The following is a 26,057-nucleotide window of genomic DNA, read 5'->3' as shown; positions in this document are numbered from 1 at the left end:
CGCCAGCAGGGTCTTGAATTTCCAGGTCTTCGTTTTCGTCGTCTTGGTTGCTGTCACTTCTTTGTCTCCTATGGTTATGGGTGTTCGTCAGGGTGCCGGCTGCGTCTCGAGCGCCAGCAGGCGCTCGGCCAGCCGCACCACGGGTGCATCGACCATCCGCCCGTCGAGGCTGACCACGCCGCCGCCCGATGCGCGGATGGCATCGACCACGCGGCGCGCCCAGGCCAGTTCGTCGGCGCTGGGGCCGAGCGCGGCATGCACCGGCACGACCTGGTCGGGGTGGATGCACAGCTTGGCGCCGAAGCCGCCGCGCCGGGCGCGCGCGGTGTCTGCAGCCAGCCGGGCCGCGTCGCGCCAGTCGGGCGTCACGCCGTCGATGGGCGCACTCAGGCCGGCGCGGCGCGAGGCCAGCACCAATGCGAGGCGCACCGGCACCAGCTCAGCTTCGTCGGCATCGCAGGCCATGCCGAGGTCGGCCTGGAAATCGAGATTGCCGAAGGCAAGTCGCAGCACCTGCGAAGCGGCAGCAAGTTCGTCGACCGCAGCCAGGCCCGCGGCTGATTCGATCAACGGCACCAGCACGCCCTGGGGACCGATGGCCTGCGCCAGCCGCGACAGATCGGCCGCACGCTCCGCCTTGGGCAGCACTACACCGGCGATCAGGCCCCGAGCGACCAGCGCAGCAGCCTGCGCGCAGTCGTCGTCGTGCCACGGCGTGCCAGCGGCATTGACTCGCACCAGCAGCCGTTGCCGGTCCATGTCCGGCAGCGCGGCGAACGATGCGGCGAGCGCCTCGCGCGCCGCCATCTTGCGCTCGGGCGCCACCGCATCCTCGAGATCGACGATCACGCCGCCCGCCCCCGTGGCCAGCGCACGCGCATGGCGTTCAGGCCGGTCGGCGGGCACGAACAGGAAGGCGCGCGCCAGGGCGAGCGGCAACGCGCTCACACCGCCCCCGCCTCGCGCAGTGCCGCGATGTCCGCTTCGCCGCGCCCGAGGCTGCGCAGGATCGCGTCGGTGTGTTCCCCAACCGCCGGAATCGGGTCCATGCGGTAGTCGAACGCGCTCTGCCGCCCTGCCGGCAGCAATGCCGGTATGTCGCCCGCCGGCGAACCCACCTGCCGCCAGCGCTCCCGCGCCTGAAGCTGCGGGTGGGCCCAGAGCCCGGCCATGTCGTTCATGCGGGCGTTGGCGATCTGCGCCGTGTCGAGCCGCTCCAGCACCTGCGCCGTGCTCAGTGCGCCGAAGGTTTCCAGAATGATGGCGCGCAGGGCCTCGCGGTTCTCGTTGCGCCGTGCGTTGCTGTCGAAGCGCGGGTCGGTGGCCAGCCCCGCCTGCAGCAGCACCTTCTCGCAGAAGGTGCGCCACTCGCGCTTGTTCTGCAGGCCCAGCATCACGGTGCCGCCGTCGCCCGCGGGAAACGGGCCGTACGGATAAATGGTCGCGTGCGACGCGGCGCTGCGCGGCGGCGGGGGCGCGCCGTCGTAGGCGTAGTACATCGGGTAGCCCATCCACTCGGCGAGCGATTCGAGCATCGACACGTCGATGTGCGAGCCCTTGCCCGTCTTGCCGCGCTGGAGCAGCGCCGCGAGGATGCCTGTGTACGCATACATGCCTGCCGCGATGTCGGCGATGGAGTTGCCCGACTTGCACGGCTCGTCGGGCGTGCCGGTCACCGAGAGAAAGCCCGCCTCGCTCTGGATCAGCAGGTCGTAGGCCTTCTTGTCGCGGTACGGGCCGTCCTCGCCGTAGCCCGAGATGTCGCAGACGATGAGCCTCGGGTGCTTCGCCTGCAGCACCTGCGCACCGAGCCCCATGCGCGCGGCGGCACCGGGCGCGAGGTTCTGCACCAGCACGTCGGCATCGGCCAGCAGTTCCTGCAGCACGGCGAGCGCGGCGGGCTGCTTCAGGTCGAGCGTGAGGCTTTCCTTCGAGCGGTTCACCCACACGAAATGCGAGGCCTCGCCGCCGACGCGGGCGTCGTAGGCGCGCGCGAAGTCGCCCACCTCGGGGCGCTCCACCTTGATGACGCGCGCGCCGAGATCGGCGAGCTGGCGGGTGCAGAACGGCGCGGCGATCGCGTGTTCGAGAGAGATGACGGTGATGCCGTCCAGGGGTCTTGTCATGTGTCTGTTCTCCCCGCTCAGGCCAGCACGGCCGTGGCCTGCATCGTGAGCCAGCCGTCGGCGTCCTCGCCCCAGAGCGCAAAGGTCTTTCCGTCGCCGAGCGGCTTGCCGTGCACGCGGAACGGCGCGATGTCGAAGGTCGGCCGCACCGCGCGGAACTCGAAGCGCGCGAGCTGCGCGCCCGGTACGTTGCGGCGCAGCAGGTCGACCAGCAGCGTTGCGATCAGCGGGCCGTGCACGATCAGGCCCGGGTAGCCCTCGACCTGCGTGACGTAGCGGCGGTCGTAGTGGATGCGGTGGCCGTTGAAGGTGAGCGCCGAGTAGCGGAAGAGCAGCACGTCGTCGGGGGCGATGTCGCGGCTGAAGGCTGCGTCCTTCGGCGCGGGCGTGGGCGGCGGACCCGCTTCGCCCGGTTGCGCCGCGGCGCGGTAGACGATGTCGTGCTCCTCGGTCAGCGCGAGGCCGCGCCCGTTGCGCACCTCGTGGCGCACCAGCACGAACACCAGCTCGCCGGTACGGCCCGCCTTGTGGGTGACCGATGCGATGGTCGAAGTGCGCTCGACCTTGTCGCCGACCTTCAGCGGATTGCCCTGCTCCCAGTTGAGCCGCCCGCCGGCCCACATGCGGCGCGGCAGCGGCACGGGCGGCAGAAAGCCGCCGCGCTTCGCGTGGCCGTCCTCGCCGATCTCGGACTGGCGGTGGTGCGGCAGGAAGTAGAGCCAGTGCCATAGCTCGGGCAGGCGCGTGCCACTTTCGGGCTGCGGATCTTCGCGGTCGAGCGTGGCGGAGAGCGCGCGCACGGGCGCGGCGGTGATGTCGTCGGCCAGCGTTTCGCTGCGGCCCTGCCAGGCTTGCAGCTTCGCCAGCGCGTCGCTGTCGATCATGGGAGGTGTGTCGTTGCTCATGGATTTCTTCGTCGTCGTTCAATCGACCGCGGCACCGGAGGCCTTGACGATCCGCGCCCACTTGGCGAGGTCGTCCTGCAGCAGCGCCGAGAACTGTTCGGGCGTGGTCGGCGGGGCAATCTCCACGCCTTGCTGGTCGAGCTTGTCGCGCAGATCCTTCGAAGCCAGCGCCTTGCGCGTGGCGTCCTGCAATGTCGCCAGCACGTCAGCCGGAACGCCTGCGGGCGCGAACAGGCCTATCCACAGCGTGCCGTTGTAGCCGGGCACGGCCTCGGCGATGGTGGGTACGTCGGGCAGCACGGGCGAGCGCTTCTCGCCGCTCACCGCCAGCGCGCGCAGCTTGCCGGCCTTGATGTGCGGCAGCGCCGAAGGCAGGCTCGCGAACACGATCGGCAACTGGCCGCCCAGCACGTCGTTGAGCGCGGGCGCCACGCCCTTGTACGGCACGTGCTGCATCGAGATGCCGGCCATGCTGTTGAGCATTTCACCGAGCAGGTGGTTGAGCGTGCCGTTGCCGGCCGAGGCGTACTGGTAGTTGGCGCCCTTCGCCCGCGCGAGCTTCAGGAATTCGGCGAAGTTCTTCGCCGGGAAGCTCGGGTTGACCAGCAGCACGTTGGGCACCGCACCGACGAGACCGACGGGCTTGAAGTCTTTCACTGGGTCGAAGCCCGGGTTCCTGTAGAGCGCCGGGTTGATGGCCTGGCTGCTGCTGATGGTCATGAGCAGCGTGTAGCCGTCCTTCGGGCCCTTGGCCACCAGCTGGGTGCCGATGTTGCCGCCGGCGCCGGGGCGGTTGTCGACCACCACGCTGGCGTTGTTCATCACCTCGCCGAGCTTCTGGCCCACGAGGCGGCCGACGATGTCGTTGGTGCCGCCCGCGGCCTGGGGCACCACGAGGGTGACGGGGCGCGAGGGATATGAATCGGCGCGGGCCGGGCCGGCCTGCATCAGGGTGGTTGCGGCGGCGAGGGCCAGCAGCGCGAATGCGCGGAATCTCATGCGTTGTGTCTCCATGGCCGCATGGTCGTGCGCCCCACCCTTGCGCGCAATCTGCGATTTCGGAACCCAGCCTTCCGCGTTTCCGAAGGCTCGGGGTCAGGGAAGGTCTAGCATCGCCCGATGCTCTTCGACCTCACCGACCTGCGCCTCTTCGTGGCCACGGCCGAACTCGGCAGCCTCACGCGGGCGGCCGAGCGCCAGCACATGTCGCTGGCCGCCGCCAGCGCGCGCATCAAGGCGCTGGAAACGCAAGCCGGCCTGCAACTGCTGCAGCGCGAGGCCCGCGGCGTGCGGCTGCTGCCGCCGGGCGAAGCCTTCCTGCATCACGCACGCCTCGTGCTGCACCAGACGGAGCAGCTGCGCGCCGACCTGCTCGAATACGGCGGCGGCCTGCGCGGCCACCTGCGCGTGTTCGCCAACACCACGGCGGTGACCGATTTCCTGCCCGAGATCCTGCCGGGCTTTCTCTCGCGCAACCCGCGCATCAACGTCGACCTTCAGGAAAAACCGAATGCTCAGATCCCGCGCGGCGTGCTCGACGGCCGCGCCGACATCGGCATCGTCGCCGGCCGCGTCGACACGCTGGGGCTGGAAGCCATTCACTTCAGCACCGACCGGCTGGTGCTCGCCACCTCGCGCAGGCACCGCTTCGCAAGGCGCAAGAAGATCTCTTTCGCCGAGACGCTGGACGAGGACGCCATCGGCATGCAGCAAGGCAGCACGCTGCAGACCTTCCTGGCGCAGATCACCGACAACCTCGGCAAGCGGCAGAAGCTGCGCATCCAGCTCGGCAGCTTCGACGCGATGTGCCGGATGATCGGCAACGGCGTGGGCATCGGCGTGGTGCCCGAGTCGGCGGCACGGCGCAACCAGGAAAGCATGCAGCTCGCGCTGATCGACCTCAGCGATGCGTGGTGCGTGCGGGAGCGGTATCTGCTGGTGCGGGACCGGGCCGCATTGCCGGTCTACGCACAGGCGCTGGTCGAAACCCTGTGCCGGCACTATGCCGGGCAGCAGGCTGAAGGAAGCTGAGCGCAGCGGCCAAAAACAGGGACTTGCGCGCGATTGCTGAACAACTCGCTCCCGTCCCCATTTTCCGTGGACAACTTTGGGGGTAACTCATGAGGAGCCTTGTAAAACGAATGCAAGTCGTTGTTTTACAAGGGTATTCCTTAGTTTGCTCAAAATTTGGGCGGTGAACAACTTTGGCCGCCAAAACCGCTTCGCAGAGCCTTCAAACAGCCTCAGGACCCAGTTTTTCACGGTTTTCCGTGAGCGAAAAACGCTATCGGATCAGCCACTTGCGGCTGGAATGTGGAAAAGCCGGCTTCTTCCCCATTTTCAGTGCACAACTTTGGGGATAACTCATGAGGAGCCTTGTAAAAGGAATGCAAGTCGTTGTTTTATAAGGGCATTCCACACTTTGCCCAAAATTTGAGCGGTGAACAAGCTGGCCCGCGACGCCTTGCCGCGAGCCCCCGGGCCATCCATCAGTAAGGCGGCGCCTTGTGCGCCCGCTGCGCTCGCGCCGCCTCGGTCCACCAGGCCAGATCGTCCGCAAACCGACCGAACGAACGCTGCAGCGATTCGCCCGCAGGCCCCGTCGGCTTGCCTGCCGCATCCAGCGTCTGCGAGATCGGCCCGACGGCGAGCGTGCTCGACACGACGACCATGCCCATCTCCGACAGGATCGAATGCCACACCGTGCCCGAGCGCACGCCCGAGAAGCGTCCCGCCGAATAGCTCGCGATGGCCGCGGGGCGCCAGAACCACTCCTCGAGGAAGTGGTCAGTGAGGTTCTTCAGGCCCGGCTGCGGGCCCCAGTTGTATTCGCCGGTGACGAAGACGAAGGCGTCGGCCGTGCGGATCTTCTCGGCCAGGGCCTCCATCGCCGCCGGCGCCGTGCCTTTCGGATATTCCTTGTACATGCGGTCGAGCATGGGCAGGTCGACCGCCTTCGCGTCGATCAACTCGGCGTCGTCGCCGCGTGCCCGAAGCCCCGAGACGATGAAATCCGCCAGGCGCACACCCATGCGGTCGGAACGATAGGAGCCGTAGAAGACCAGGATCTTGTCGCTCATGGTTGTCTATTTCGCTTCGAGCTTGTCCAGGGTCCGGGTGTCGAAGTCGCCGGCATCGTGCCGCTCGTGCAGCTGGCTCGACGGCTGCCCCCAGGTGCGGTTGACCATGCGGCCGCGCTGCACCGCCGGGCGCCTGGCGATCTCGTCGGTCCAGCGCAGCACGTTGCTGTATTCGCTCACCGAGAGGAACTCGCCCGACTCGTACAGCTGGCCCTTGGCGAGGGTGCCGTACCAGGGCCAGACGGCCATGTCGGCGACGGTGTATTCATCGCCCGCCAGGTAGCGGCTCTCGGCCAGGCGGCGGTCGAGCACGTCGAGCTGGCGCTTGGTTTCCATGGCGAAGCGGTCGATCGCGTATTCGATCTTCGTCGGCGCGTAGGCATAGAAGTGCCCGAAGCCACCGCCCAGGTAAGGCGCGCTGCCCATCTGCCAGAACAGCCACGACAGGCATTCGGCGCGCGCCGGCTGGTGCGTCGGCAGGAAGGCGTTGCCGAACTTCTCGGCCAGGTACTGCAGGATCGCGGCCGACTCGAACACGCGGATGGGCGTGTCGCCGCTGCGGTCCATCAGCGCGGGGATCTTGGAGTTCGGGTTCACCGCCACGAAGCCGCTGCCGAACTGGTCGCCTTCATTGATGCGGATCAGCCAGGCGTCGTACTCGGCGCCCGCGTGGCCCAGCGCCAGCAGTTCCTCTAGCATCACCGTCACCTTCACGCCGTTGGGCGTTGCCAGCGAATAGAGTTGCAGCGGATGCTTGCCTACCGGCAGGTCCTTCTCGTGCGTCGCCCCAGCGATCGGGCGATTGATGTTCGCGAAGCGCCCGCCGTTTTCCTTGTTCCATGACCAGACGGTGGGCGGCGTGTAGGCTGTCGTGCCATTCATGCGATGAGTTCCAGGAGTTGAACGGACGATGATCATTCTCTACGACTGCGCCACCGCACCCAGCCCGCGGCGCGCGCGCATCCTGCTTGCCGAGAAGGGCATTTCGCACGAGACCGTGCAGGTCGACCTCGCTCGTGGTGAGCAGATGGGCGATGCCTACCGCGCGATCAATCCGCAATGCACCGTGCCGGCACTGCGCACGGACGAAGAAGACGGCCTGCTGCTGACCGACAACGCCGCCATCGCGGCATGGGTGGAGGCCCGATGCCCGCAGCCGCCGCTGATGGGCGTCACGCCGCGCGAAAAGGCCGAGATCGCCAGCTGGAACTGGCGCATCGAGTTCGAAGGCCTGCTGGCCATCGCCGAGACGCTGCGCAACAGTTCACCTGCCATGGCAAACCGGGCGCTGCCCGGTCCGGTGAACTACGCGCAGATCCCCGAGCTGGCCCAGCGCGGGCTGGCGCGAATCCAGCATTTCTTCGAGACGCTGAACGAACGGCTGGCCGGCCGCGATTTCATCGCCACCGACCAGTTCAGCATTGCCGACATCACTGCCGTGGTGGCGGTGGACTTCGCCCGCGTGGTGCGGGTCAAGCCCGGGGAGCAACACCCCGAGCTGCTGCGCTGGCGCGCGGCGATGGCGCAGCGGCCGTCGATGGCGATGGCGCGCTGAGCCGGCGGTGACGGCGCGCCGGGCGCCGTCATCGGAACGACGGGACGACGATCAGCGCTCGATCGTCAGCGCAACGCCCATGCCCCCGCCGATGCACAGCGAGGCGATGCCCTTCTTGGCGTTCTGGCGCTGCATTTCGTGCAGCAGCGTTACCAGGATGCGGCAGCCCGACGCGCCGATGGGGTGGCCGATGGCGATGGCGCCGCCGTTGACGTTCACCTTGTTGATGTCCCAGCCCATTTCCTTGTTCACGGCGCAGGCCTGCGCGGCGAAGGCTTCGTTGATCTCGAGCAGGTCGAGGTCGGCGGCCTTCCAGCCGGCGCGCTGCAGCGCCTTGGTCGAGGCGGGCACGGGGCCCATGCCCATGATGGCGGGGTCGAGGCCGGCGGTGGCGTAGCTGGCGATGCGGCCCAGCGGCTTCAGGCCGAGGGCTGCGGCCTTCTTGGCGGTCATCACCATCACGGCGGCGGCGCCGTCGTTCAGGCCCGAGGCATTGCCTGCCGTCACGCCGCCGGCCTTGTCGAAGGCGGGGCGCAGGCCGGCCAGGCCTTCGGCGCTGGTCTTGCGGTTGATGAATTCGTCGGTGTTGAAGACGACCGGGTCGCCCTTCTTCTGCGGAATGCTCACGCCGACGATCTCGTCCTTGAACTTGCCGGCGTCCTGCGCGGCGGCGGCCTTGGTCTGGCTGCCCAGCGCCAGCTCGTCCTGCGCGGAGCGGTCGATGCCGTACTTCTTTGCCACGTTCTCGGCGGTGATGCCCATGTGGTACTGGTTGTAGACGTCCCACAGGCCGTCGACGATCATGGTGTCGACCAGCTTCCAGTCGCCCATGCGCTGGCCGTTGCGCGAATTGGGCAGCACGTGCGGCGCTGCGCTCATGTTTTCCTGGCCGCCGGCAATGACGATCTCGCTGTCGCCCGTGGCCACGGCCTGCGCCGCCAGCATCACGGCCTTCAGGCCCGAGCCGCACACGGCGTTGATGGTGAGCGCCGGGGTTTCCTTGGTGCCGCCGCTCTTGAGCCACGCCTGGCGCGCGGGGTTCTGGCCCGCGCCGGCTGCCAGCACCTGGCCCATGATGGCCTCGCCGACCTGCTCGGCCGTGAGGTTGGCGCGTGCAATCACTTCCTTGATCACGATCGCACCCAGCTCCGTGGCCGGGATGCCGGCGAGCGAGCCGCCGAACTTGCCGACCGCCGTGCGTGCTGCCGAAACGATGACGATGTCTTCCATGAGGTTCTCCGTTGAAGTGATTAAAGAATCTGCGTATCAAAACTGCAGGCGCGACTTGCGCCAAGCCACGGCCCACCCCAGGAACACCGCGGAACCGGCTTTGCCGGGCCGCTGGTGTTGCCCCCTGCAAGGGGGTTGGCGGCCACACGCAGTGGGCAAGCCTGGGGGTGTGCCATGTTCTTCAAGCCTTGGCCTTGACGTAGCGTCCGGGCGCCGGCTCGATGGCCTTGTAAGCCTTGCCGTTGCCGTACGCCTTGGGCGCGGGAACCTGTTTGCCCGCGTGCCCCTTGAGCCATTGTGCCCAGTCGGTCCACCAGCTGCCGGGATGCTCCTGCGCACCGGTCAGCCATTCGGCCTGCGTCTTCGGGAACTTGCCGTCGTCGCGAATCCAGTGGCTGCGCTTTTTCTTGGCGGGCGGGTTGATCACGCCTGCGATGTGGCCCGAGGCACCCATCACGAAGCGCTTCCTGCCGGGCAGCAGCTGCGTGGAGGCATACGCGCCGCCGATCGGCACGATGTGGTCTTCGCGCGAGCCGTAGATGTAGGCCGGGATGTCGATGCTGCCCAGGTCGATCTTCTCGCCGCAGACGGTGAGCGCGTTCGGCTTGGCCAGCTTGTTCTCGTGGTACGTGTTGCGCAGGTACCAGGCGTAGAACGGGCCCGGCAGGTTGGTGGCGTCGCTGTTCCAGTACAGCAGGTCGAAGGGCGGCGGGGTCTCGCCCTTCAGGTAGTTGCCGACCACGTAGTTCCACACCAGGTCGTTGGGCCGCAGGAAGCTGAAGGTCGAGGCCAGGTCGCCGCCGGGCAGCAGGCCGCCCTTGCCGAGCTGCATTTCGCGGTACGCCACCATGGTCTCGTCCACGAAGATGTCGAGGATGCCGGTGTCGCTGAAGTCGAGGAAGGTGGTCAGCAGCGTGACCGAGGCGGCAGGCTTCTCGCCGCGCGCCGCGAGCACGGCGAGCGCGGTGCTCAGGATGGTGCCGCCCACGCAGAAGCCGAGCGTGTTGATCTGCTTGCTGCCGCTGATCTCCTGCACCGTGTGGATCGCCTTGATGGCGGCGTTCTCGATGTAGTCGTCCCAGGTGGCCTTGGCCATCGACTCGTCGGGATTGCGCCAGCTCACCACGAACACCCGGTGGCCCTGCTCGTTCGCATAGCGGATCAGCGAGTTCTCGGGCTGCAGGTCGAGGATGTAGAACTTGTTGATGCAGGGCGGCACCAGCAGGAAGGGTCGCTCGTGCACCTTGGCCGTGAGCGGCTTGTATTCGAGCAGCTGGAAGAACTCGTTCTCGAACACCACGGCGCCCTCGGTGGTGGCCACGTTGCGCCCCACTTCGAAGGCGCTCTCGTCGGTCATGCTGAGGTGGCCCTGCCTGACGTCGTGCAGCAGGTTCTGGATGCCCCTGGCGATGCTCTCGCCCTGCGTGTCGATGGCCTTCTTCTGCGCTTCGGCGTTGAAGGCCAGCGAGTTGCTGGGCGCCGAGGCTGCCATCCATTGCTCGACCGCGAAACGCAGGCGCGCCTTGGTCTTTTCATCGGCATCGATGGCCTCGGCCATGCCGAGCATGGTGCGGCCGTTGAGCAGGTACACGGCCGCCGAGAAAGCCGACAGCGGGTTGCTGCCCCAGGCATCGCCGGCGAAGCGCTTGTCGCCTTCCGGCTTCGCGCCGAAGCCCTGGCGCCAGAGTTCGGTCGCTTCGGCAACGTATTGCTGCTGGATGGACTGGAGTTTTTCGGGATCGATGGAGAACCTGGGCAGCTCGGGCATCTTCACGCCCGGCGGCAGTTCCCATAGCGGCGTGCCGCCGACGTTGAAGGCCGAAGCCCCTTGCGCGGCGGACTGCTGGAACGATTCCAGCGCCTTGCTCCATCCCTCTGAAAGTGCCTGCTGGAAGGGCGCGAACGCATCGGCCCCCGTGGCTTGTTGCTTCATCATGTCTCCTGGTCCTCGCCTGAAACGGTACGGATGGCTTGCGTGTTTTGAGTATGCTGCATTCACAGGGCCCTCACAACGCCGCCCCCCTTGCTTACCAACTGAAACTTCCCGTGTTTATCCATCTGATCGTCATCGGTTGGTTGTATGTCGCCCTGATGATGGCCGTGGCCGAGGCCACCAACACCACAGGCACCGTGCTGGGCGCCATCTTCACATTTCTTTTGTACGGTTTGGCGCCGGTGGCACTGGTGGTTTACCTGATGGGCACTCCCGCACGACGCCGAGCGATCAAGCAGCGCGAACTCGAGGCACAGGAAGCCGCGAGGCGCGCGGCGGCCGAAGCTGCAAGCTCAGACCTTCCAGACCAGGGCGGCGAAACGGCCGCTGACGCCGTCGCGCCGGTGCGAAAAGAACCTTGAAGCGTCGGTGACGGTGCACCACAGGTCGCTGCCGTCGTTGCCGTACACCGCCCCGATGCCCGCCGCTTGCAGCCGCTGGCGCGCCAGCGCGGGCAGGTCGGCCAGCCATTTGCCCGGTGCCGGCGCGGGCCTGAAGCACGATGCGGCTTCGGGCGCATGCGCCTCGAAGGCGGCCTTGACCTCCGGCCCCACCTCGAAGGCCTTGGGGCCGATGCACGGCCCAAGCCAGGCGATGACACGCGAAGCGCCCTCAGCCTCGAAAGCCTTTACGGTCTGCTCGAGCACTCCGCCCGCCAGCCCCCGCCAGCCGGCATGCGCCGCGGCCACGCGGTGACCGGATTCATCGGTGAAGAGCACAGGCAGGCAGTCGGCCACCATGATGGTGCAGGCCAGGCCGGTGGCGGTGGCCGTGCAGGCATCGGCGGCGGTCCCGTCGCGTACCGCGTCCTGCGGGGCGTCGAGCGCAACCACGCCCGTGCCGTGAACCTGTTGCAGGAAGACCGGTCGCGCGCCGACGGCTGCGCGCAGGCGGCTCCTGTTTTCTGCCACATGCGCGGGCTCGTCGCCCACGTGGTCGCCGAGATTCAGGCTTTCATAACGTCCGGCAGAAACCCCACCCTCGCGCGTGGTGCACACGGCCCTCACGTTCGACGGCGCGGGCCACTCGGGCACGAGCCAGCGTGCATCCATCGGCTTCAGGCTTCCGCGTCGGGTGCCTGCGAGGGCTGGGCGCGCTGGAAGGCGTCGAGCTCCATGCAGGCCTCGAAGGCCGCCATGGTGCGCGGCAGGCCGCTGAAGTCGCAGTCGAAGCGGCGGCCGTTGAAGATCTGCGGCACCAGGCAGCAATCGGCCATGGTGGGCGTGTTGCCCCAGCAGTAGATGCCGGCGGGGTACTGCGCGAGCTGGCGTTCGAAGGCCTGCAGGCCGTCGCGCACCCAGTGGCGGTACCAGGCGTTCTTGGCGTCTTCGTCGAGCTTCAGGTCCTGCACGAGGTACTTGAGCACGCGCAGGTTGTTGAGCGGGTGGATCTCGCAGGCGATCGACTGCGCCAGCGCGCGCACATGGGCGCGGCCCACCGGGTCGTGCGGCAGCAGCGCCGGCTCGGGATGCACTTCGTCGAGGTACTCGATGATGGCCATCGATTGCGAGAAGCGCTCGCCCTCGTCCTCGAGCAGCGGCACCAGCCGGTCGGCTGAGATGGAGGCGAAGGGGCCGGTGCGGTGGTCGCCGCGCGCGATGTGCACGGGAACATAGTCGAAATCAAGGCCCTTCAGGTTGAGGGCGATGCGAACGCGGAACGAGGCGGAGGAACGGAAGTAGTTGTGCAGCTTCATGATTTCGCAAGCATAGCGCTCACCCGTGAGCGGAGTGTCAGGAGCGGGCCATAGCCACCAGCACGCAGCGGAAGTCCACCAGCGCGACCTTCGGCGATGTGGTGGCGATGGCATCCCGCCACTCGCCGAGGATGCGGCGCGCGGCTTCTTCCTGGCGGGCGGCGATACCGATGCGCCACGGCCCCAGCGCGCCGGGCTCCTCGCCTTCGCCATGGTTGTGCTGGCCTTCGCCGTAAGGGCGGCCCTCGGAGCAGGCGCGGCACAGTATCTGCATGCTGGTGGTCCAGTTCTCGGCGCTGGCGTCGGCGGCCTCGAAGCGCCGGACCAGCGCGTCGATGTCTTCCTTCGTCGCATCCTCGATGCCGACCTCGTAGGTCGAGTAGTCCGAGGGCGCGATCAGCTCGAGCGCGTCGAACACCGGCACCTCGCGCTCGCCGCGCAGGCGGTAGCCGTTGGCCGCGCCGTCGTGCAGCACGAGGTCGCCGTAGCGATGGCCGCTGTCCGGCGTGGGCACGTTGCGCAGGATGGCGCGCGCCGGATCGATGCGGTCGGCCCACACCACTTCGCTGGCCTCGTCGCCATGCACGCGGATGGGCGTGAGCCCGATGAAGAGATCGACCGGCCCATCGCCGTCCGGCACCTTGATGCCGTACTGCCGCCAGGCATTGCGGGCCGCGTCCCAATCGCCCAGCGCCGTGGCGGCGATGCCGAGGTTCCAGATGGCGCCCTGGTTGCCCGGGTCGCATTGCACGGCCCTGGCATTGGCCTGCAGCGAGGCGGCCCAGTCGCCGCGGTACTTGTGGATGAGGCCGATGTTGTACCAGGGGGCCGACCAGTTCGGCAGCACCGCGCCGGCCTGCGCGTAGGCTTGCAGTGCGCCGTCCTGGTCGCCCTCCTCGTCGAGCCGGCGGCCTAGTTCGTTGAGCGCGTTGGCCTTGCCGGCCTTGCCGATTCGGATGGGCATGGTGGGAAATGAGGGGAATGGAGAAGGAATACGCCGGGCGGGCTGTCTATTGTGAGCCCCCTGCCTCTGGCACACTGCCGGTTTCCCGCCCAGGTTTCGTTGAAAAAGGACACGTCTCAATGGCTTCCGAGTTCGTCTTCGCCCCGCCCGCCGCCGTCTCGGTGCCCGTGGCCGGCCAGCCCGCCCGCTTTCCGGTGCACCGCATCTACTGCGTGGGCCGCAACTACGAAGATCACGCCAAGGAAATGGGCTTCACCGGCCGCGAGCCGCCCTTCTTCTTCATGAAGCCCGCCGACGCGCTGGTGGTGGTCGATGCGGGCCAGACCGGCACCATGGCCTACCCCTCGCTCACGAAGAACCTGCACCACGAGATCGAACTCGTGGTCGCCATCGGCACCGGCGGCAAGAACATTGCCGCCGCCGACGCCCACAAGCACATCTACGGCTACGCGGTCGGCCTCGACATGACGCGCCGCGACCTGCAGAACGACATGAAGAAGCAGGGCCGCCCCTGGGACATCGGCAAGGGCTTCGAGCAGAGCGCGCCCATCGGCCCGATCGTGCCGGTGGCGCAGGCCGGCGACGCCGAAAAGGCAGAAATCTCGCTGCAGGTGAACGGCACCGACCGCCAGCGCAGCAACGTGGGCAAGCTGATCTGGAACGTGGCCGAGACCATCGAGCACCTGTCGGCAGCCTGGGAGCTGCAGCCCGGCGACCTGATCTACACCGGCACACCAGAAGGCGTGGCCGCCGTGGTGGCCGGCGACACGCTCGTGGGCGAGGTCGCAGGCCTGCCGAAGCTGACCGTCAAGATCGTCTGAAGACGGCGGCCGGATTCATTCATGCTCCTGCGCGTACCCATCAAGCATTGCAAGAACTGTGGCACCGCGGTGGTCTACCGCGTGCCGGACGACGGCGACACCAAGCAGCGCGCCGTCTGCCCGGCCTGCCACACCATCCACTACGAGAACCCGCTGAACGTGGTCGGCACCATTCCGGTCCTGGGCGACAAGGTGTTGCTGTGCAAGCGCAACATCGAGCCGCGCTGGGGCAAGTGGACGCTGCCGGCCGGCTTCATGGAACTCGAGGAAACCACCGCGCAGGGCGCGGCCCGCGAGACCGACGAGGAGGCCGGTGCCAACTTCGAGCTCGAAGGTCTTTTCTCGGTGATCAGCGTGGTGCGCGTGGGCCAGGTGCACCTGTTCTACCGCGCCCGGCTGCTCGACGACAAGTTCGACCCGGGCCACGAGACCATCGAGGCGAAGCTCTTCGCCGAAGAGGAAATTCCCTGGGACGAGATCGCCTTCCGCACCGTGCGCGAAACGCTCGAGCACTACTTCGCCGACCGGCGGCGCGGCAGTTTCGACCGCGTGCACGAACTCAGCATCGTTTGACGAAATCCATGAACAAGACACTGCGCGCCACCCTCCTCTACGGCGCCAGCCTCGGCTTTGCGCTGGCGGCAGCGGCGGCCAAGGCGGAAACCGTGGGCGACGTCGACACCGCCTTCAAGCTCATCGGTCCTGACCACAAGATCGTGATCGAGGCCTACGACGACCCCAAGGTCAACGGCGTGACCTGCTACGTCTCGCGCGCCAAGACCGGCGGGCTGGCCGGCGCCTTCGGCGTGGCCGAGGACAAGTCCGAAGCCTCCATCGCCTGCCGCCAGGTCGGCCCGGTGAGCATCACGCAACCGCTGCCCAAGCGCGAGGAGGTCTACAGCGAGCGGCTGTCGGTGCTCTTCAAGCGCCTGCGCGTGGTGCGCATGGTGGATGCCAAGCGCAACACGCTGGTCTACCTGACCTACTCCGACCTGCTGATCGACGGCTCGCCCAAGAACAGCGTGACGGCGGTGCCCATCGACCGCGGCACGCCCATTCCACTCAAGTAACGCCGCCCCCGGGGCAGCCGATGCCCCGAATGCCCTCCTCACAGCCGGTTGCTCTTTCGCACGGCGCCGGCGCGGCGGTTTGCTAGCATCGCCCGCGTGGCGCGCACGGCGTGCCGGATTGCAGGAACCCTCCGCAACGAATCCGTTCGAACAGAGCCCCATGCACCTTCAGACTTTTGTTTTACGTACCGGCGCCGCGGCGCTGCTTGCCGCAGGCCTCGCCGGCTGCGCCTCGGTCGACCTCAACACCCCGTGGCCGGCCCCGGCGGTCAAGCCACCGGTGCAGCAGCGCCCGGCGGCGCTGTTCATCCGGCCCGCCAACGGCGCGACCATCGCCCGCTTCGACGGCGACCGCGTCAAGGGCATCGACATCGCCGGCAACCTCGGCGACCCGGTCGTCGCCTCGGCCGATGGCCGCGTGGTGTACGTAGGCGGCGAACTGCCGGCCTACGGCAACATGGTCATCGTCAAGCACAACGAGACCTTCCTCACGGCCTACGCGCACGTGCAGACCATCCTCGTGAAAGAGAACGCGGTGGTCCGCCAGGGCGACAAGATCGCCGAAATGGGCCGCAGCAATGCCGACCGCGTGAAGCTGCGCTTCGAGATCCGCAAGAACGGCAACCCGGTCGATCCGGAGCCGTATCTCAACGGCCGCCTGCAGCAGTAGCGGCAGCGACGACGGCAGCGCCCGCCGCCCAAGAAGAAAGCCCCCTTTCGGGGGCTTTCGGCTTTCAGGGCGCCTGAAGAAAAACGGGCGCCAATCCTCCCTGCCTCAGTCGGTCATTCGGCCGTCGTGTTGTCGCGAAGCACGATCTCGCGCCAGCTGCTGTCGTAGGTGCTGACGAACATGTTCCGGTAGGCCACCGAGCCCTGCGCCGGCAGGTTGAAGGTCTTCGATGCCGTGCCCGTGGCCGACGACGCCACGTCGGCCAGATCCTGCGCGCCGCCCGAGGGGCCCGCCATCAGGTTCAGGAAGAACTGCGCGGCGAAGCCCGGGTTCAGGCCGGTGGCGCTGATCGAGAAGTCGCTGCCGCCCGAGTAGGACGACAGGGCCGGCGTGGTCGAGAAGCCCGGGTAGCTCGTGGCGACGGCTTCCGCCAGCGTCATCGGCCGACCGTGGAAGCGGTGCTTGTAGATGATGTCGAAGCCGTTGAACTTGGCCACCGTCGTGCCGTCGCTCTCGTAGGCCGTGAAGGTGTACTCGGGCGTGGCGGGAAGCGCCGCGATCGCGCTGTCGCTCAGGCCGGCGTTCGGCAGGCCGGGGCAGTTCGACGTCAGGTAGTAATAGTTGTAGGTCGAGCCGCCATCGATCGGCCACGGGCCGCCGCTCGAGGGACGCGAGTGGCGCAGGCCGCCGGCGGGCAGCCCCGGGCCGGTGACGACCACCGACGCGACGTTGCCGCTGTTGGAGGTGTTCGTGTCCTGGATCTCGAACTGCAGCGAGCTGCTCACGCAACCAGACGCCTTTTCCTTGGTGGCGTGGACGTGCGGATTGATGTCCAGCACGCGCCCGTCGCCGCGCAGGCGCCACGCGCCGTCCGTGCCCTTGACGATCTGCATGCCCTGGTTGTTGCTGAAGGCAACGCCGTTCTTGTCCTTGTGCGTGAACTCGACATACGCGCGCGGGCTCGTGTTGTTCGCGTCGATGGTGTAGTTGATGCGCTTGATGACCACGTCGGTGAAGCTGGCGCCCACGAGATTGGTGTCGGTCGCCGTTTCGTTCGCGAACTGCGCGGCGTTGAGGTCGGAGGACCTGAAGCCGTAGGTGCCGGTGACCGGGTTGGTACCGTCGGTCATCAGCGACAGCAGCTCCGACGGCGCGGGCAGCCCGGTCGCGAACTTGCCCACGAAGTCGGACAGCACCTTGCGGATCAGCACGATGTCGTTGGCCGCCGTGTCCATGCCGGAGCCGCTCATCGGCGTGGTCGAAGTCTCGGCCGCCGCCTTCACGGCCAGGTCGTCCGAGATCTGCTGCTGCGTGACGACGTTGGTGATGGTCGCCACGTTGGTGGCCGGGTCGACGCTCACGCGCAGCACGTCGAGCGCCTTGTCCAGCGCGCTCGACAGCGGCGTGAAGGCCGTGCGCAGCAGGTCGATGCTGGCGTCGACGCCCATGGCCTGCAGCACCGGCAGCAGCTTGGCCTTCAGGCCGTCGGACTCCGCCTTGAGCTGCTCGGGGGTGAGCGAGGCGAACTCGCCACCGTCGAAATACTGCGAGGCCAGCCGGCCGGCGATGTTGGCCACCACCAGGTCGGTCAGCGGCGTGATGTTGATGGTGCCGTTGACGTCGGCGGCTGTCGCAGCCGAATGGATCACCACGCGCTCGCCGGCCACCGTGCCCTCGGCACGGAAGACGAAGGGCGCGGTCATGCCGCTCACGTCGATCTTGTAGTTGCCGTTGACCAGCGGTTCGGTCTTGGTCGCGCCCTTGGCGTCCTTGACGGTGACGGTACCCACCAGCGGCAGACCGGAGGCTGCCGTGCCCGAAAACGTAACCGGCGCCGATGCGGCCGGCGGATCGCTGGCTGGCGGATTGCTGGCCGGCGGGTTGCCGCTGCCCGAGGCCGGGAAGCCGGCGAACCCGCCGCCACCGCCGCCCCCACCTCCGCCACAGGCACCGAGCGAGATCAGGAGCGCCACTGCGCATGCGCAGCGCGTCGTCTTGAAGAAGGACCGGCCGGAGGCCGCGGAGATCGCAAAGTTTGTTTTCATGGATGGTCTGGTGAGTGAAGGAGCAAACAAAAGAATCAACTCGTAACACGAGCGTTGCGATTCTTCTGGAGCCCCCTCCTCCCGACCATCCTCTGTTTTGAGGATGCGGACCGACCCCGCCTAAAGCAGGCTCTCGGGTACCAGCGGCGCGAGCAGTTCGAGCTTCCAGCGCGACCAGAAGTCCGTCTCGGGCTCCCGGTGCAGGATGGTGTCGGCCGCGTCGCCCGAGGCCGGGCTCACCCACTCGATGGCGCCCGTCGGGCCCAGCTGGAGCTGGTAGGCGCCGTCCAGCCGGATGAAGCCGATCAGGCTGGTGAGCTGCTGAGCGATCTGCGGGCTGAAGATGAAGATGCCGACCTCGGTGTTGTGCAGCATCGAGCGCGGGTCGAAGTTCATCGAGCCGATGAAGACGATCTTGCGGTCGATCACCGCCGACTTGCCGTGCAGCCTGCCGCTTGCAGAGCCGTACATGCCGAAGCGCTTCGTCTGCTCCACCCGCTTGGGACTCAGCTCGTACAGCTCCACGCCCAGGCGCAGCATCTGGGAGCGATAGCGGCGGTAGCCGATGTGCACCAGCGACTCGTCGGTGGCCGCCAGCGAATTGGTGACGATGGTGTAGCCCACGCCGTTGCCGCGCACGATGCGGATCGTCTCCATGCCGCCGCGCCCCGGAATCAGGTAGGGCGTGGTCTGCATGATCTCGTTCTCGGCGCCGCGCAGGTAGCGCTGCACGTTGTAGAGCACGCTGTCCTTCGACTCGTCGGCGGGCAGGCCGCGCGCCTCGTCGGTCGGGCCGAGCGCCTTGGCGGGCGGGTCGGCGTACGCCTCGGCACGGGCCCAGACCAGCTTCAGCGCGCCGGCGTCCAGGTCCTTGGCCAGGGGGTTGTTGCCCAGCAGGTCGGTGGACCCGGGCTCCTCGGGGTGCAGCTGCTCCGGGCCGGTGGTGAGGCGGTCGAATCGCTCGCGCAGTTGCTGCGGCGTTTCGCCGGTGGGCGGCACCAGCGACTCGATGGGATAGACGTACGGACTGTTCCAGTACATGTCGAACAGCGAGGACAGCCTGGGCACCACGGCGCCGGCCACCAGCGTGTCGATGTCGATGAAGTTCGAGCCCCCGTCGCGCAGGAAGTACTCGTTGGCCATGTTGCGCCCGCCCATCACGCCGATGGTGTTGTCCACCACGTACAGCTTGTTGTGCATGCGGCGGTGCACGCGGTCGAAGTCGAGGATCGACCAGGCCCACCGGGTGCCGAAGCGGTCGCGCCCCGCGGGAAACGGATTGAAGAACCGCACCTCCACGTTCGGGTGCGAGGCGAAGCTCGCGAAGAGCGGATCGGCGCCGGCGGTGTAGAGGTCGTCCGCCAGCAGCCGCACGCGCACGCCCCGGTCGGCCGCGTCGCGCAGGGCACGCAGCAGGTAGCGGCCGGTCTCGTCGTTCTGTACAAGGTAGTACTGCACGTCGATGGAGCGTTGGGCCCGGCGCGCAAGCTCGATGCGCGCATGCAGCGAGAACTGCGGCATCGGCAGCAGCCGGAAACCGCTCAGCGGCTCGCCGGGCGGCGCGGCCGCCTTCACGAGTCGGCCCAGGTTGGTGTCGGCGCCGTCCGCGATGGCGACCGAAGGCTTGCGCTGAACCTCCGACGGCAGGCCGGCGCAGCCCGCCAGGCACAAGGCCGCGATGCCCAGCAACAGCCAGGCCAGCCATCGGACATGCGGGTTGTCGGCAGTCCGGCGGGGGAAGTGAGGCATGGAGGGGCGGTGCGAGGATTGGAGCGTGGGTCGGGCGTGGCCCGGGTATGGCCCAGAAAAGGCTCGCGGTTTCTACCACGAGCCCGCGCCATCTGCTGCGTGCGCCGCCGCAGGAAGTTCAAGCCCCTCTCAGGAGCGCCCCGCCGGCCCCCATTGCCTGACGAAATGATCGGCCCGCAGCGTGGCCCGTTCGACCGCCGCGTCCCACGACAGCTGCTGCGTGATGACGAGCGCGCAGCGCGGAATGCCGCTGAAGCTCAGCTCGGCGATACCGGCGTAGGTACCGCTCGGCGTACGCATGAGCTCGACCCAACCCGTCCAGCCTTCTGGAACGCTTAGAGCGAGTCGAGCGCCGTCCATGGTGGATTCACCGTCATCCATTGAATACGTATTTTTTGGAATTTAAACCCTAAGCACTACTTATGGCCAGAGGGGTGACGAGGGTACGGGCTGCGCCGCCAAACGGCATCGCGCGAACATGGGAGGTGCGGGCGCATTCGCCGGACCGCCCGTCATCGAACAGGGCCCACGGGACGGATCCGGCTTTTCGGCAAAGATCGGGGGCAATGAACAAGATGACGACGAACTCCAGGAACATCGGCAACGGGCCAGCGGCAGCCACCCTCGCCCTGTTCGACGACCCGCCCCGCGAAGCGCGCGAACCGCTGGGCATCGGTGCCTTCGTGCTGCCCGGCTTCGCCCTTCCCTTCGTCGACGAGCTTCTGCCCGCGATCCGCGCCGTGGAAGCGCAGGCGCCGTTCCGCCATCTCGTCACGCCGGGCGGCTTCACCATGTCCGTCGCGCTGACCAACTGTGGCGCACTGGGCTGGACCAGCGACCGGCGCGGCTACCGCTACAGCGCCACCGATCCCGACAGCGGCAAGCCCTGGCCCGCCATGCCCGAACCCTTGACCCGACTGGCGCGCGAAGCGGCCACGACGGCTGGCTTCGACGGCTTCGCGCCCGATGCCTGCCTGGTGAACCGCTATGCGCCCGGCGCACGGCTCTCGCTGCACCAGGACAAGGACGAACGCGACTACGGCGCGCCCATCGTCTCGGTGTCGCTCGGCATGCCTGCCGTGTTCCTGTTCGGCGGACATGCGCGCGGCGACAAGGCTGCGCGGGTGCCGCTGATGCATGGCGATGTCGTCGTCTGGGGCGGCGAGGACCGGCTGCGCTATCACGGCGTACTGCCGTTGAAGGACGAACCGCACCCGCTGCTGGGTGCCGTCCGCATCAACCTCACGTTCCGAAAGGCGGGCTGATACCCGAGCGGCAAAGAAAGCCGCTCCCGCAGCGCGAAGAGCTCGACACCTGGCAAGGCAGCCTTTGTCGAGGCGGATGACCGCGCCAGCTGGCGCCCAAGCCTGAAAGTCGCCCGGACCTACAGACAAGACGCCCGCTCGGCGCCATGGTGAAGCCATGACACACCCCATCGAACTGATCATCCAGGAGCCGCTGCCGGGCGCCTTCGTCTGGCAGCTGCTCGAAACCGACGACAAGGGCGCCCACCCGCGCGTTCTGCGCAAGGCCTACGACGCCTCCGAGAGCTATGAACTGGCTCTCTCGGCCGGCCAGCGCGCACTGCAAAGCGAGATCCGCCACCGCGCGCCTGCCGGGCACGGTTGAATCGATCGCATGCAGCGCTTCGAGCCTTGCCGGCTCTTCAGGCGTGCAGTGCGAAGTCGTCGATCGTGAGCGTGATGGACCGATGCGGTCCCGCCTGGTAGCGGGCAACGGCCACGGGCTCGATGACGTGAAAGTGCTGCCTGCATGCCTCCAGCAGGCGGTCTCCGACTTCGCGTGCGCCGAATTCGTCGTGCAGGGTTTCCTCGGAAATCTGCGCGATGACTCGCGGGCCGCCAGGGCCTTCGGGGTAGAAGGCAAATCGCACGCTCGCGGTGTCGAAGCAATAGATGCCTTCGAAGTTCATGACTCTCTTGTCTCCTTGTGAAGCGGCGGCGATTGGACGCGCATGCCGGGGCAGCGAGGAGTGGAAAAAAGCGCATGCGCGTGCAGGACGCGTCCTACAGCCGACAAGGAACGTACTTGCATCCAGAAACGGTTCTGGCTGCCACATTGAGGAACGCTGATGCGGCGAAGATCAGGGACTCCAATTTCGCCTTCCTCCTTTCTTCCGGAACACCCGATTCCATGCTGACCGAAACGACCATGCGCCCTGCCGGGCTCCATCGCTGCATGACAGCATCCGGCATCGCCGCCGTGCTCCTGCTGGGCGCATGCTCCGGCCCCACCGAAGCCCAGCGCGAGGCCGCGGCCAGCACGCCGCCGCCCACCGACTGCACCGCCTGGGTCGGCACCGACCGCAACGCGATGATGAGCGGCTACCTCCTGCCGCAGGATCCGAAGAACAGCAAGGGAGCCAAGGTCTGCGTGCCGGTGCTGATGACGGCCAACCGTCCGCCGGCGGGTTACGCCGGCGGCAACTACTACATCGGCGAATTCACCGACGACAAGCTCAAGTCCCGCTGGCGCGCCTGCAAGGAAGACCCGGCCTGCTTCAAGCGCATCGACGCGCAGATGCAGCGCTGGCTGCCGCCCAACAAGGAACGCGCCACGCGCTCGACCGGGGTGGTCGACCCTTCCGGCAGGATCGACCCCGACGGCAGCAACGTCGACCTGAAGCAGATCCGCCGCCCCGCCTTCTTCGCCAGGGCGCCGTACCGCGAGGGCATCGCCGAGGCCGACGCGCGCACCTACGTGGTGGAGTTCACCGCGCCGCGCGACACCTTCGAGCGCATCGACCTGAAGATGACCGGCGACATCAAGCTGCGCGGCTGGTACATCGAAGGCGCGGGCATCGACGACGGCAAGGGCAGGAAGACGCGCGCGCTGGTCATCATGGCGCCGGGCGGCGGCGGGCAGCTCACGGCCATCCAGCATCCCGACGAGGCCTCCTACCGCGTCGACGAGAAGACCGGCAAGACCGTGCCGGTCAATTTCCCCAACGCAACCACCGAGACCATGGGCCAGCGCTGGTGGCGCGAGAACCTGTACGCGCTCAACAAGGCCGGCTTCGACGTGCTGGCCTACGACCGGCGCGGCGAGGGGCTGTCGGGCGGCTTCAGCGACACCAACACGCTGGAGCAAGGCGAGGACGTGTTCCGCGCGCTCACGGCACTGGAAACCGGGCGCGGCCTGCGCATCCTCACGCCGAAGGGCGAAGTGCTCGAAGGCGAGGCCACGCGGGGCCGGCTGCTGGCGGGCATGCCGGCCAGCGAAATTCCGCTGGTGCTCGGCGGCTATTCGCGCGGCTCGATGTCCACCGCCTGGGCCATGACGAAGAACTACGTGGCCCAGTGCAGCTTCGACATGCCCCAGCCCAACTGCACGCCGGCCAAGGGCCTGCGGAACATACGAGGCGCGCTGCTGCTGTCGTCGTTCGCCAGCGGCGCGGGCTACGTGGGCGATTCGCCCGACCTGGCCGACCGCAACCTGTTCCTGGGCGGCATGGCGGCCGAGCATCACATCGTCTTCTATCCCAACTCGTCGACGCTCGCGGGCATGGACCGCTGGCCGGCCGCCTTCTTCGGCAAGGGCCTGTGGGACCGCGCGGAAACGCTCGAAGGCACCGTGGCCGCCTACAACCGCATCCGCGGCCTGAAGGAGATCGTGCTCGCGCGCGGGCCGCATTCCATCGAGACCTGGCCCGAGTCCGACCGGACCTACCTGCGCGAGCGCATGGTGGTGTTCGCCAAGGGGCTGATCGTCGGCGGGCGCACCATTCCGGGCGCGCGGCCGTGGAAGGACTTCAAGTCGCTGGTGGCGACCACGCCCGACTCGTGGGAGCCGTCGTCGCGCCCCAAGGGCCCCTGATCGGTCAGTACCTGCGCGGATCGTTCGGGCGGCGGTCGTAGCGGTCGGGCACGCCGTCGCCATCGCTGTCGCGGTTGCGTTCGTAGCGGTCGGGAATGCCGTTGTGGTCGCGGTCCCTGTCATGGCGATGGCGGTCGTGGCCGCAGCCCGCCGCGAGGGTGGCGACGGCGATCAGGAGAATGAAGTGCTTCAAGCTGGTGTCCCGTGGATATGGGTGTAGTTCTTGGGAGCGCTCAGTGTCCGGAAACCTGCTGAAGGCCCGCTGAGCCTTCGCTGAAGGCTTCATGAAGCTCCGGCCCTCCCGGCCGGGTTGAAAACCTGCCGCACACCGCCATTTCCTTCTGGTTCCGCCGACCGAAAGAAGAGGTGCCCCATGGGTGCGCGCGACGAATTCATTCTTGACTCCTACTCGGCCACCGTCACGCAGGTGGCTCACACCGCCAGCGCGGCGGTCGCCCACATCAAGGTCCGCAAGGCCGCGCAGCGCGGCAACGGGCCCGGCGCCCAGGGCAGCGGCTCGGGCTTTCTCTTCACCCCCGACGGCTTCACGATCACCAATGCCCACGTGGTCGAGGGCGCGACCGAACTGCGCGCGGCCTTCGCCGACGGCACCGAGAGCACGGCGCGGCTGGTCGGCATCGACGCCTCCACCGACATCGCCGTGCTGCGCATCGAATCGCACCCCAGTGCCTTCCTGCCGCTGGGCAGTTCGGCCGCGCTGCAGCCGGGCCAGCTGGCGGTGGCGGTCGGCAACCCGCTGGGCTTCGACTTCACCGTGACCGCCGGCATCGTGAGCGCGCTGGGCCGCAGCCTGCCCGCGCGCGGCGGGCGGATGATCGAGGACGTGATCCAGACCGACGTGGCCCTCAACCCCGGCAATTCGGGCGGCCCGTTGCTGGACAGCGCGGCGCAGGTCATCGGCGTGAATACGGCGGTGATTCCGTCGGCGCAGGGCCTGAGCTTCGCGGTGGCCATCGACACCGCCCGCTGGGTGGCCGGCGAGCTGATGCGCCACGGCGCCGTACGTCGCGGCAAGCTGGGCGTGCAGTGCGCGGCGGTCGCTCTGCCCCGGCGCTGGGTGCGCGAGAACGAATGGCCGGTGGCCACCGGCGTGCGCGTGGTCGAGGTGGTGGCCGGCTCGGCCGCCGCGCGCGACGGCCTGCGCAACGGCGACATCCTCATCGGCTGCGACGGCGTGCCGCTGGCCCAGCTGTCCGACCTGCTCAAGCGGCTGGCGGGCGAGGGTTACGGAAAGCCGCTGCTGCTCAAGCTGCTGCGGCCGGTGGCGGGCACGCTGACGCCCTTTTACCTGACGGTGGCGCCCGGAGGCTGAACCCCGGCCGGCGGAACGACAATAGCCCCCTGCACCGAAGCACCCGTCAGGAGAAAAACTTGTCCACCGTCACCATCACCCCCAAAGTCGCCGCCAGCAACGAAGCGCCCTTCGTCCTCTTCGGCGGCGTCAACGTCCTCGAGTCGAAGGACCTCGCCCTGCGCAGCGCCGAGGAATACGTGCGCGTCACGCAGAAGCTGGGCATTCCCTACGTGTTCAAGGGCAGCTTCGACAAGGCCAACCGCTCTTCCATCCACTCCTACCGCGGCCCCGGCCTCGAAGAGGGCCTGAAGATCCTGCAGGCCGTGAAGGACAGCTTCGGCGTTCCCGTGCTGACCGACGTTCATGAAGTCGCCCAGGCCGCCCCGGTGGCCGAAGTGGTCGACGTGCTCCAGCTGCCCGCCTTCCTGGCACGGCAGACCGACCTGGTGGTGGCGCTGGCAAAGACCGGGCGGGTCATCAACATCAAGAAGCCGCAGTTCCTGAGCCCCTCGCAGATGCTCAACATCGTCGAGAAGTTCAAGGAAGCCGGCAACGACAAGCTCATCCTGTGCGACCGGGGCACCTGCTTCGGCTACGACAACCTCGTGGTCGACATGCTGGGCTTCGGCGTCATGAAGAAGGTCACGCAGAACCTGCCCATCATCTTCGACGTGACCCACGCGCTGCAGCAGCGCGAGGCCGGCGCCGCCGCATCGGGCGGCCGCCGCGAGCAGGTGGCCGACCTGGCGCGCGCCGGCATGGCGGTCGGCCTTGCCGGCCTGTTCCTCGAGGCCCACCCCGACCCGGCCCAGGCCAAATGCGACGGCCCGAGCGCCCTGCCGCTGGACAAGCTGGAGCCCTTCCTGACCCAGATCAAGGCACTGGACGATCTGGTCAAGTCGTTCCCGCCGCTGAAGATCTGAACCAGGGCCCCGGCGGCCGACGCCCGGAGTTTTCTAAAGTTTTCAATTGAACTACCGATAACCAGCGATGGAGGACGG

28 protein-coding genes are annotated in these 26,057 nt (G+C 67.8%); 12 read left to right on the top strand and 16 right to left on the bottom strand.

All coding sequences use genetic code 11. The features are described 5' to 3' along the window. Window positions 1–87: 87 nt before the first annotated feature. From EJO71_RS17390 to EJO71_RS17375, 4 genes are read right to left on the bottom strand one after another with little or no spacing between them, the layout of a single operon-like run. Window positions 88–948, bottom strand: coding sequence for a CoA ester lyase (locus EJO71_RS17390; protein WP_125949832.1), 861 nt, complete (start codon window positions 946–948; stop codon window positions 88–90). Continuing rightward, on the bottom strand, window positions 945–2,126 hold the full coding sequence (locus EJO71_RS17385) for a CaiB/BaiF CoA-transferase family protein (protein WP_125949833.1): 1,182 nt from the start codon (window positions 2,124–2,126) through the stop codon (window positions 945–947). The genes EJO71_RS17390 and EJO71_RS17385 overlap by 4 nt, the downstream gene beginning before the upstream one ends. 17 nt (window positions 2,127–2,143) lie before the next feature. Then, window positions 2,144–3,031 carry a MaoC family dehydratase N-terminal domain-containing protein gene (locus EJO71_RS17380; RefSeq protein ID WP_125949834.1) on the bottom strand — a complete coding sequence of 296 codons (888 nt, stop codon included), beginning with the start codon at window positions 3,029–3,031 and terminating at the stop codon, window positions 2,144–2,146. An 18-nt stretch (window positions 3,032–3,049) separates the two neighbouring features. Beyond that, the gene (locus EJO71_RS17375; RefSeq protein WP_125949835.1) at window positions 3,050–4,030 is read right to left on the bottom strand and encodes a tripartite tricarboxylate transporter substrate binding protein; all 981 of its coding nucleotides are present in this window, start codon (window positions 4,028–4,030) and stop codon (window positions 3,050–3,052) included. Window positions 4,031–4,150: 120 nt separating this feature from the next. On the opposite strand from EJO71_RS17375, the gene EJO71_RS17370 reads away from it, so the two are divergent. Then, window positions 4,151–5,062 carry a LysR family transcriptional regulator gene (locus EJO71_RS17370; RefSeq protein ID WP_125949836.1) on the top strand — a complete coding sequence of 304 codons (912 nt, stop codon included), beginning with the start codon at window positions 4,151–4,153 and terminating at the stop codon, window positions 5,060–5,062. A 458-nt stretch (window positions 5,063–5,520) separates the two neighbouring features. Here the strand turns inward: EJO71_RS17370 and EJO71_RS17365 are convergent, their stop codons facing one another. Next, window positions 5,521–6,111 carry an NAD(P)H-dependent oxidoreductase gene (locus EJO71_RS17365; protein WP_125949837.1) on the bottom strand — a complete coding sequence of 197 codons (591 nt, stop codon included), beginning with the start codon at window positions 6,109–6,111 and terminating at the stop codon, window positions 5,521–5,523. A 6-nt stretch (window positions 6,112–6,117) separates the two neighbouring features. After that, window positions 6,118–6,993: a glutathione-dependent disulfide-bond oxidoreductase gene (gene yghU, locus EJO71_RS17360; protein WP_125949838.1), complete on the bottom strand. Its 876-nt coding sequence runs from the start codon at window positions 6,991–6,993 to the stop codon at window positions 6,118–6,120. Between the two features lie 28 nt (window positions 6,994–7,021). Here yghU and EJO71_RS17355 point away from each other — a divergent pair, with 28 nt between their 5' ends. Further along, the gene (locus EJO71_RS17355) at window positions 7,022–7,666 is read left to right on the top strand and encodes a glutathione S-transferase (RefSeq protein ID WP_125949839.1); all 645 of its coding nucleotides are present in this window, start codon (window positions 7,022–7,024) and stop codon (window positions 7,664–7,666) included. Between the two features lie 51 nt (window positions 7,667–7,717). On the opposite strand, the gene EJO71_RS17350 is transcribed toward EJO71_RS17355, so the two are convergent. Then, window positions 7,718–8,896, bottom strand: coding sequence for an acetyl-CoA C-acetyltransferase (locus EJO71_RS17350; protein ID WP_093201945.1), 1,179 nt, complete (start codon window positions 8,894–8,896; stop codon window positions 7,718–7,720). A gap of 181 nt (window positions 8,897–9,077) precedes the next feature. After that, complete coding sequence (gene phaC / locus EJO71_RS17345) at window positions 9,078–10,829, bottom strand: class I poly(R)-hydroxyalkanoic acid synthase (protein WP_125950113.1); 1,752 nt, start codon at window positions 10,827–10,829, stop codon at window positions 9,078–9,080. A 113-nt stretch (window positions 10,830–10,942) separates the two neighbouring features. Here phaC and EJO71_RS17340 point away from each other — a divergent pair, with 113 nt between their 5' ends. Beyond that, window positions 10,943–11,251: a hypothetical protein gene (locus EJO71_RS17340; protein ID WP_125949840.1), complete on the top strand. Its 309-nt coding sequence runs from the start codon at window positions 10,943–10,945 to the stop codon at window positions 11,249–11,251. On the opposite strand, the gene pgeF is transcribed toward EJO71_RS17340, so the two are convergent. Genes pgeF through EJO71_RS17325 form a run of 3 tightly spaced genes read right to left on the bottom strand, consistent with a single transcriptional unit; the run spans window position 11,183 to window position 13,549 of the window. Further along, entirely contained in the window at window positions 11,183–11,941 is a 759-nt protein-coding gene (pgeF, locus tag EJO71_RS17335; protein WP_125949841.1) for a peptidoglycan editing factor PgeF, read from the bottom strand. The genes EJO71_RS17340 and pgeF overlap by 69 nt on opposite strands. 5 nt (window positions 11,942–11,946) lie before the next feature. After that, window positions 11,947–12,585 carry a maleylacetoacetate isomerase gene (maiA, locus tag EJO71_RS17330; RefSeq protein WP_125949842.1) on the bottom strand — a complete coding sequence of 213 codons (639 nt, stop codon included), beginning with the start codon at window positions 12,583–12,585 and terminating at the stop codon, window positions 11,947–11,949. Between the two features lie 37 nt (window positions 12,586–12,622). After that, window positions 12,623–13,549, bottom strand: coding sequence for a tetratricopeptide repeat protein (locus tag EJO71_RS17325; protein ID WP_125949843.1), 927 nt, complete (start codon window positions 13,547–13,549; stop codon window positions 12,623–12,625). Window positions 13,550–13,668: 119 nt separating this feature from the next. Here EJO71_RS17325 and EJO71_RS17320 point away from each other — a divergent pair, with 119 nt between their 5' ends. From EJO71_RS17320 to EJO71_RS17305, 4 genes are all read left to right on the top strand, one after another. Continuing rightward, on the top strand, window positions 13,669–14,370 hold the full coding sequence (locus EJO71_RS17320) for a fumarylacetoacetate hydrolase family protein (RefSeq protein WP_125949844.1): 702 nt from the start codon (window positions 13,669–13,671) through the stop codon (window positions 14,368–14,370). 21 nt (window positions 14,371–14,391) lie between these two features. Then, window positions 14,392–14,943 (top strand): NUDIX hydrolase, encoded by a 552-nt coding sequence (locus EJO71_RS17315; protein ID WP_125949845.1) that lies wholly within the window; start codon window positions 14,392–14,394, stop codon window positions 14,941–14,943. 8 nt (window positions 14,944–14,951) lie between these two features. Beyond that, window positions 14,952–15,440: a CreA family protein gene (locus tag EJO71_RS17310; protein WP_125949846.1), complete on the top strand. Its 489-nt coding sequence runs from the start codon at window positions 14,952–14,954 to the stop codon at window positions 15,438–15,440. A gap of 160 nt (window positions 15,441–15,600) precedes the next feature. Next, entirely contained in the window at window positions 15,601–16,110 is a 510-nt protein-coding gene (locus EJO71_RS17305; protein ID WP_125949847.1) for a peptidoglycan DD-metalloendopeptidase family protein, read from the top strand. 113 nt (window positions 16,111–16,223) lie between these two features. On the opposite strand, the gene EJO71_RS17300 is transcribed toward EJO71_RS17305, so the two are convergent. The 3 genes from EJO71_RS17300 to EJO71_RS17290 all read right to left on the bottom strand — a co-directional run bounded on the left by EJO71_RS17300 (window position 16,224) and on the right by EJO71_RS17290 (window position 20,204). Next, window positions 16,224–18,155 carry a hypothetical protein gene (locus EJO71_RS17300; RefSeq protein ID WP_125949848.1) on the bottom strand — a complete coding sequence of 644 codons (1,932 nt, stop codon included), beginning with the start codon at window positions 18,153–18,155 and terminating at the stop codon, window positions 16,224–16,226. A 120-nt stretch (window positions 18,156–18,275) separates the two neighbouring features. Next, window positions 18,276–19,904: a phospholipase D family protein gene (locus EJO71_RS17295; protein ID WP_125949849.1), complete on the bottom strand. Its 1,629-nt coding sequence runs from the start codon at window positions 19,902–19,904 to the stop codon at window positions 18,276–18,278. A 129-nt stretch (window positions 19,905–20,033) separates the two neighbouring features. After that, the gene (locus EJO71_RS17290) at window positions 20,034–20,204 is read right to left on the bottom strand and encodes a hypothetical protein (protein WP_240651426.1); all 171 of its coding nucleotides are present in this window, start codon (window positions 20,202–20,204) and stop codon (window positions 20,034–20,036) included. Window positions 20,205–20,479: 275 nt separating this feature from the next. On the opposite strand from EJO71_RS17290, the gene alkB reads away from it, so the two are divergent. Next, window positions 20,480–21,169 (top strand): DNA oxidative demethylase AlkB, encoded by a 690-nt coding sequence (gene alkB / locus EJO71_RS17285; protein ID WP_125949851.1) that lies wholly within the window; start codon window positions 20,480–20,482, stop codon window positions 21,167–21,169. Window positions 21,170–21,326: 157 nt separating this feature from the next. Next, window positions 21,327–21,533 (top strand): hypothetical protein, encoded by a 207-nt coding sequence (locus EJO71_RS17280; RefSeq protein ID WP_125949852.1) that lies wholly within the window; start codon window positions 21,327–21,329, stop codon window positions 21,531–21,533. A 37-nt stretch (window positions 21,534–21,570) separates the two neighbouring features. Here EJO71_RS17280 and EJO71_RS17275 read toward each other — a convergent pair whose 3' ends face one another. Beyond that, on the bottom strand, window positions 21,571–21,837 hold the full coding sequence (locus EJO71_RS17275) for a hypothetical protein (protein WP_125949853.1): 267 nt from the start codon (window positions 21,835–21,837) through the stop codon (window positions 21,571–21,573). A 221-nt stretch (window positions 21,838–22,058) separates the two neighbouring features. Here EJO71_RS17275 and EJO71_RS17270 point away from each other — a divergent pair, with 221 nt between their 5' ends. Continuing rightward, window positions 22,059–23,741 carry a hypothetical protein gene (locus tag EJO71_RS17270; protein ID WP_171022484.1) on the top strand — a complete coding sequence of 561 codons (1,683 nt, stop codon included), beginning with the start codon at window positions 22,059–22,061 and terminating at the stop codon, window positions 23,739–23,741. Between the two features lie 4 nt (window positions 23,742–23,745). On the opposite strand, the gene EJO71_RS17265 is transcribed toward EJO71_RS17270, so the two are convergent. Next, on the bottom strand, window positions 23,746–23,934 hold the full coding sequence (locus tag EJO71_RS17265; RefSeq protein ID WP_125949854.1) for a hypothetical protein: 189 nt from the start codon (window positions 23,932–23,934) through the stop codon (window positions 23,746–23,748). A gap of 180 nt (window positions 23,935–24,114) precedes the next feature. Here EJO71_RS17265 and EJO71_RS17260 point away from each other — a divergent pair, with 180 nt between their 5' ends. Both EJO71_RS17260 and kdsA read left to right on the top strand, forming a co-directional pair. Further along, window positions 24,115–25,074, top strand: a complete 960-nt coding sequence (locus EJO71_RS17260) for a trypsin-like peptidase domain-containing protein (protein ID WP_125949855.1) — start codon at window positions 24,115–24,117, stop codon at window positions 25,072–25,074. A gap of 59 nt (window positions 25,075–25,133) precedes the next feature. After that, a complete protein-coding gene (gene kdsA, locus EJO71_RS17255) occupies window positions 25,134–25,979 on the top strand; it encodes a 3-deoxy-8-phosphooctulonate synthase (RefSeq protein ID WP_125949856.1) in 846 nt (281 codons plus the stop codon). Window positions 25,980–26,057 lie beyond the last annotated feature (78 nt).

It is taken from the genome of Variovorax sp. 679 (assembly GCF_003952185.1).
Taxonomy (GTDB): domain Bacteria; phylum Pseudomonadota; class Gammaproteobacteria; order Burkholderiales; family Burkholderiaceae_C; genus Variovorax.
Note: the sequence above shows the minus strand (reverse complement) of the source record. Positions and strands in the feature narration are given on the sequence as shown.

Excerpts from the sequence above, each read along its gene's own strand:
- EJO71_RS17385 (WP_125949833.1), bottom strand. The coding sequence starts at position 2,126 with ATGACAAGACCCCTGGACGGCATCACCGTCATCTCTCTCGAACACGCG.
- EJO71_RS17375 (WP_125949835.1), bottom strand. The coding sequence starts at position 4,030 with ATGAGATTCCGCGCATTCGCGCTGCTGGCCCTCGCCGCCGCAACCACC.
- phaC (WP_125950113.1), bottom strand. The coding sequence starts at position 10,829 with ATGAAGCAACAAGCCACGGGGGCCGATGCGTTCGCGCCCTTCCAGCAG.
- EJO71_RS17380 (WP_125949834.1), bottom strand. The coding sequence starts at position 3,031 with ATGAGCAACGACACACCTCCCATGATCGACAGCGACGCGCTGGCGAAG.
- alkB (WP_125949851.1), top strand. The coding sequence starts at position 20,480 with ATGACGACGAACTCCAGGAACATCGGCAACGGGCCAGCGGCAGCCACC.
- EJO71_RS17350 (WP_093201945.1), bottom strand. The coding sequence starts at position 8,896 with ATGGAAGACATCGTCATCGTTTCGGCAGCACGCACGGCGGTCGGCAAG.
- EJO71_RS17270 (WP_171022484.1), top strand. The coding sequence starts at position 22,059 with ATGCTGACCGAAACGACCATGCGCCCTGCCGGGCTCCATCGCTGCATG.
- maiA (WP_125949842.1), bottom strand. The coding sequence starts at position 12,585 with ATGAAGCTGCACAACTACTTCCGTTCCTCCGCCTCGTTCCGCGTTCGC.
- yghU (WP_125949838.1), bottom strand. The coding sequence starts at position 6,993 with ATGAATGGCACGACAGCCTACACGCCGCCCACCGTCTGGTCATGGAAC.
- EJO71_RS17300 (WP_125949848.1), bottom strand. The coding sequence starts at position 18,155 with ATGAAAACAAACTTTGCGATCTCCGCGGCCTCCGGCCGGTCCTTCTTC.
- EJO71_RS17305 (WP_125949847.1), top strand. The coding sequence starts at position 15,601 with ATGCACCTTCAGACTTTTGTTTTACGTACCGGCGCCGCGGCGCTGCTT.
- EJO71_RS17320 (WP_125949844.1), top strand. The coding sequence starts at position 13,669 with ATGGCTTCCGAGTTCGTCTTCGCCCCGCCCGCCGCCGTCTCGGTGCCC.
- EJO71_RS17275 (WP_125949853.1), bottom strand. The coding sequence starts at position 21,837 with ATGAACTTCGAAGGCATCTATTGCTTCGACACCGCGAGCGTGCGATTT.
- EJO71_RS17325 (WP_125949843.1), bottom strand. The coding sequence starts at position 13,549 with ATGCCCATCCGAATCGGCAAGGCCGGCAAGGCCAACGCGCTCAACGAA.
- EJO71_RS17365 (WP_125949837.1), bottom strand. The coding sequence starts at position 6,111 with ATGAGCGACAAGATCCTGGTCTTCTACGGCTCCTATCGTTCCGACCGC.
- pgeF (WP_125949841.1), bottom strand. The coding sequence starts at position 11,941 with ATGGATGCACGCTGGCTCGTGCCCGAGTGGCCCGCGCCGTCGAACGTG.
- EJO71_RS17370 (WP_125949836.1), top strand. The coding sequence starts at position 4,151 with ATGCTCTTCGACCTCACCGACCTGCGCCTCTTCGTGGCCACGGCCGAA.
- EJO71_RS17280 (WP_125949852.1), top strand. The coding sequence starts at position 21,327 with ATGACACACCCCATCGAACTGATCATCCAGGAGCCGCTGCCGGGCGCC.
- EJO71_RS17315 (WP_125949845.1), top strand. The coding sequence starts at position 14,392 with ATGCTCCTGCGCGTACCCATCAAGCATTGCAAGAACTGTGGCACCGCG.
- EJO71_RS17260 (WP_125949855.1), top strand. The coding sequence starts at position 24,115 with ATGGGTGCGCGCGACGAATTCATTCTTGACTCCTACTCGGCCACCGTC.
- EJO71_RS17295 (WP_125949849.1), bottom strand. The coding sequence starts at position 19,904 with ATGCCTCACTTCCCCCGCCGGACTGCCGACAACCCGCATGTCCGATGG.
- EJO71_RS17310 (WP_125949846.1), top strand. The coding sequence starts at position 14,952 with ATGAACAAGACACTGCGCGCCACCCTCCTCTACGGCGCCAGCCTCGGC.
- EJO71_RS17355 (WP_125949839.1), top strand. The coding sequence starts at position 7,022 with ATGATCATTCTCTACGACTGCGCCACCGCACCCAGCCCGCGGCGCGCG.
- EJO71_RS17290 (WP_240651426.1), bottom strand. The coding sequence starts at position 20,204 with ATGCGTACGCCGAGCGGTACCTACGCCGGTATCGCCGAGCTGAGCTTC.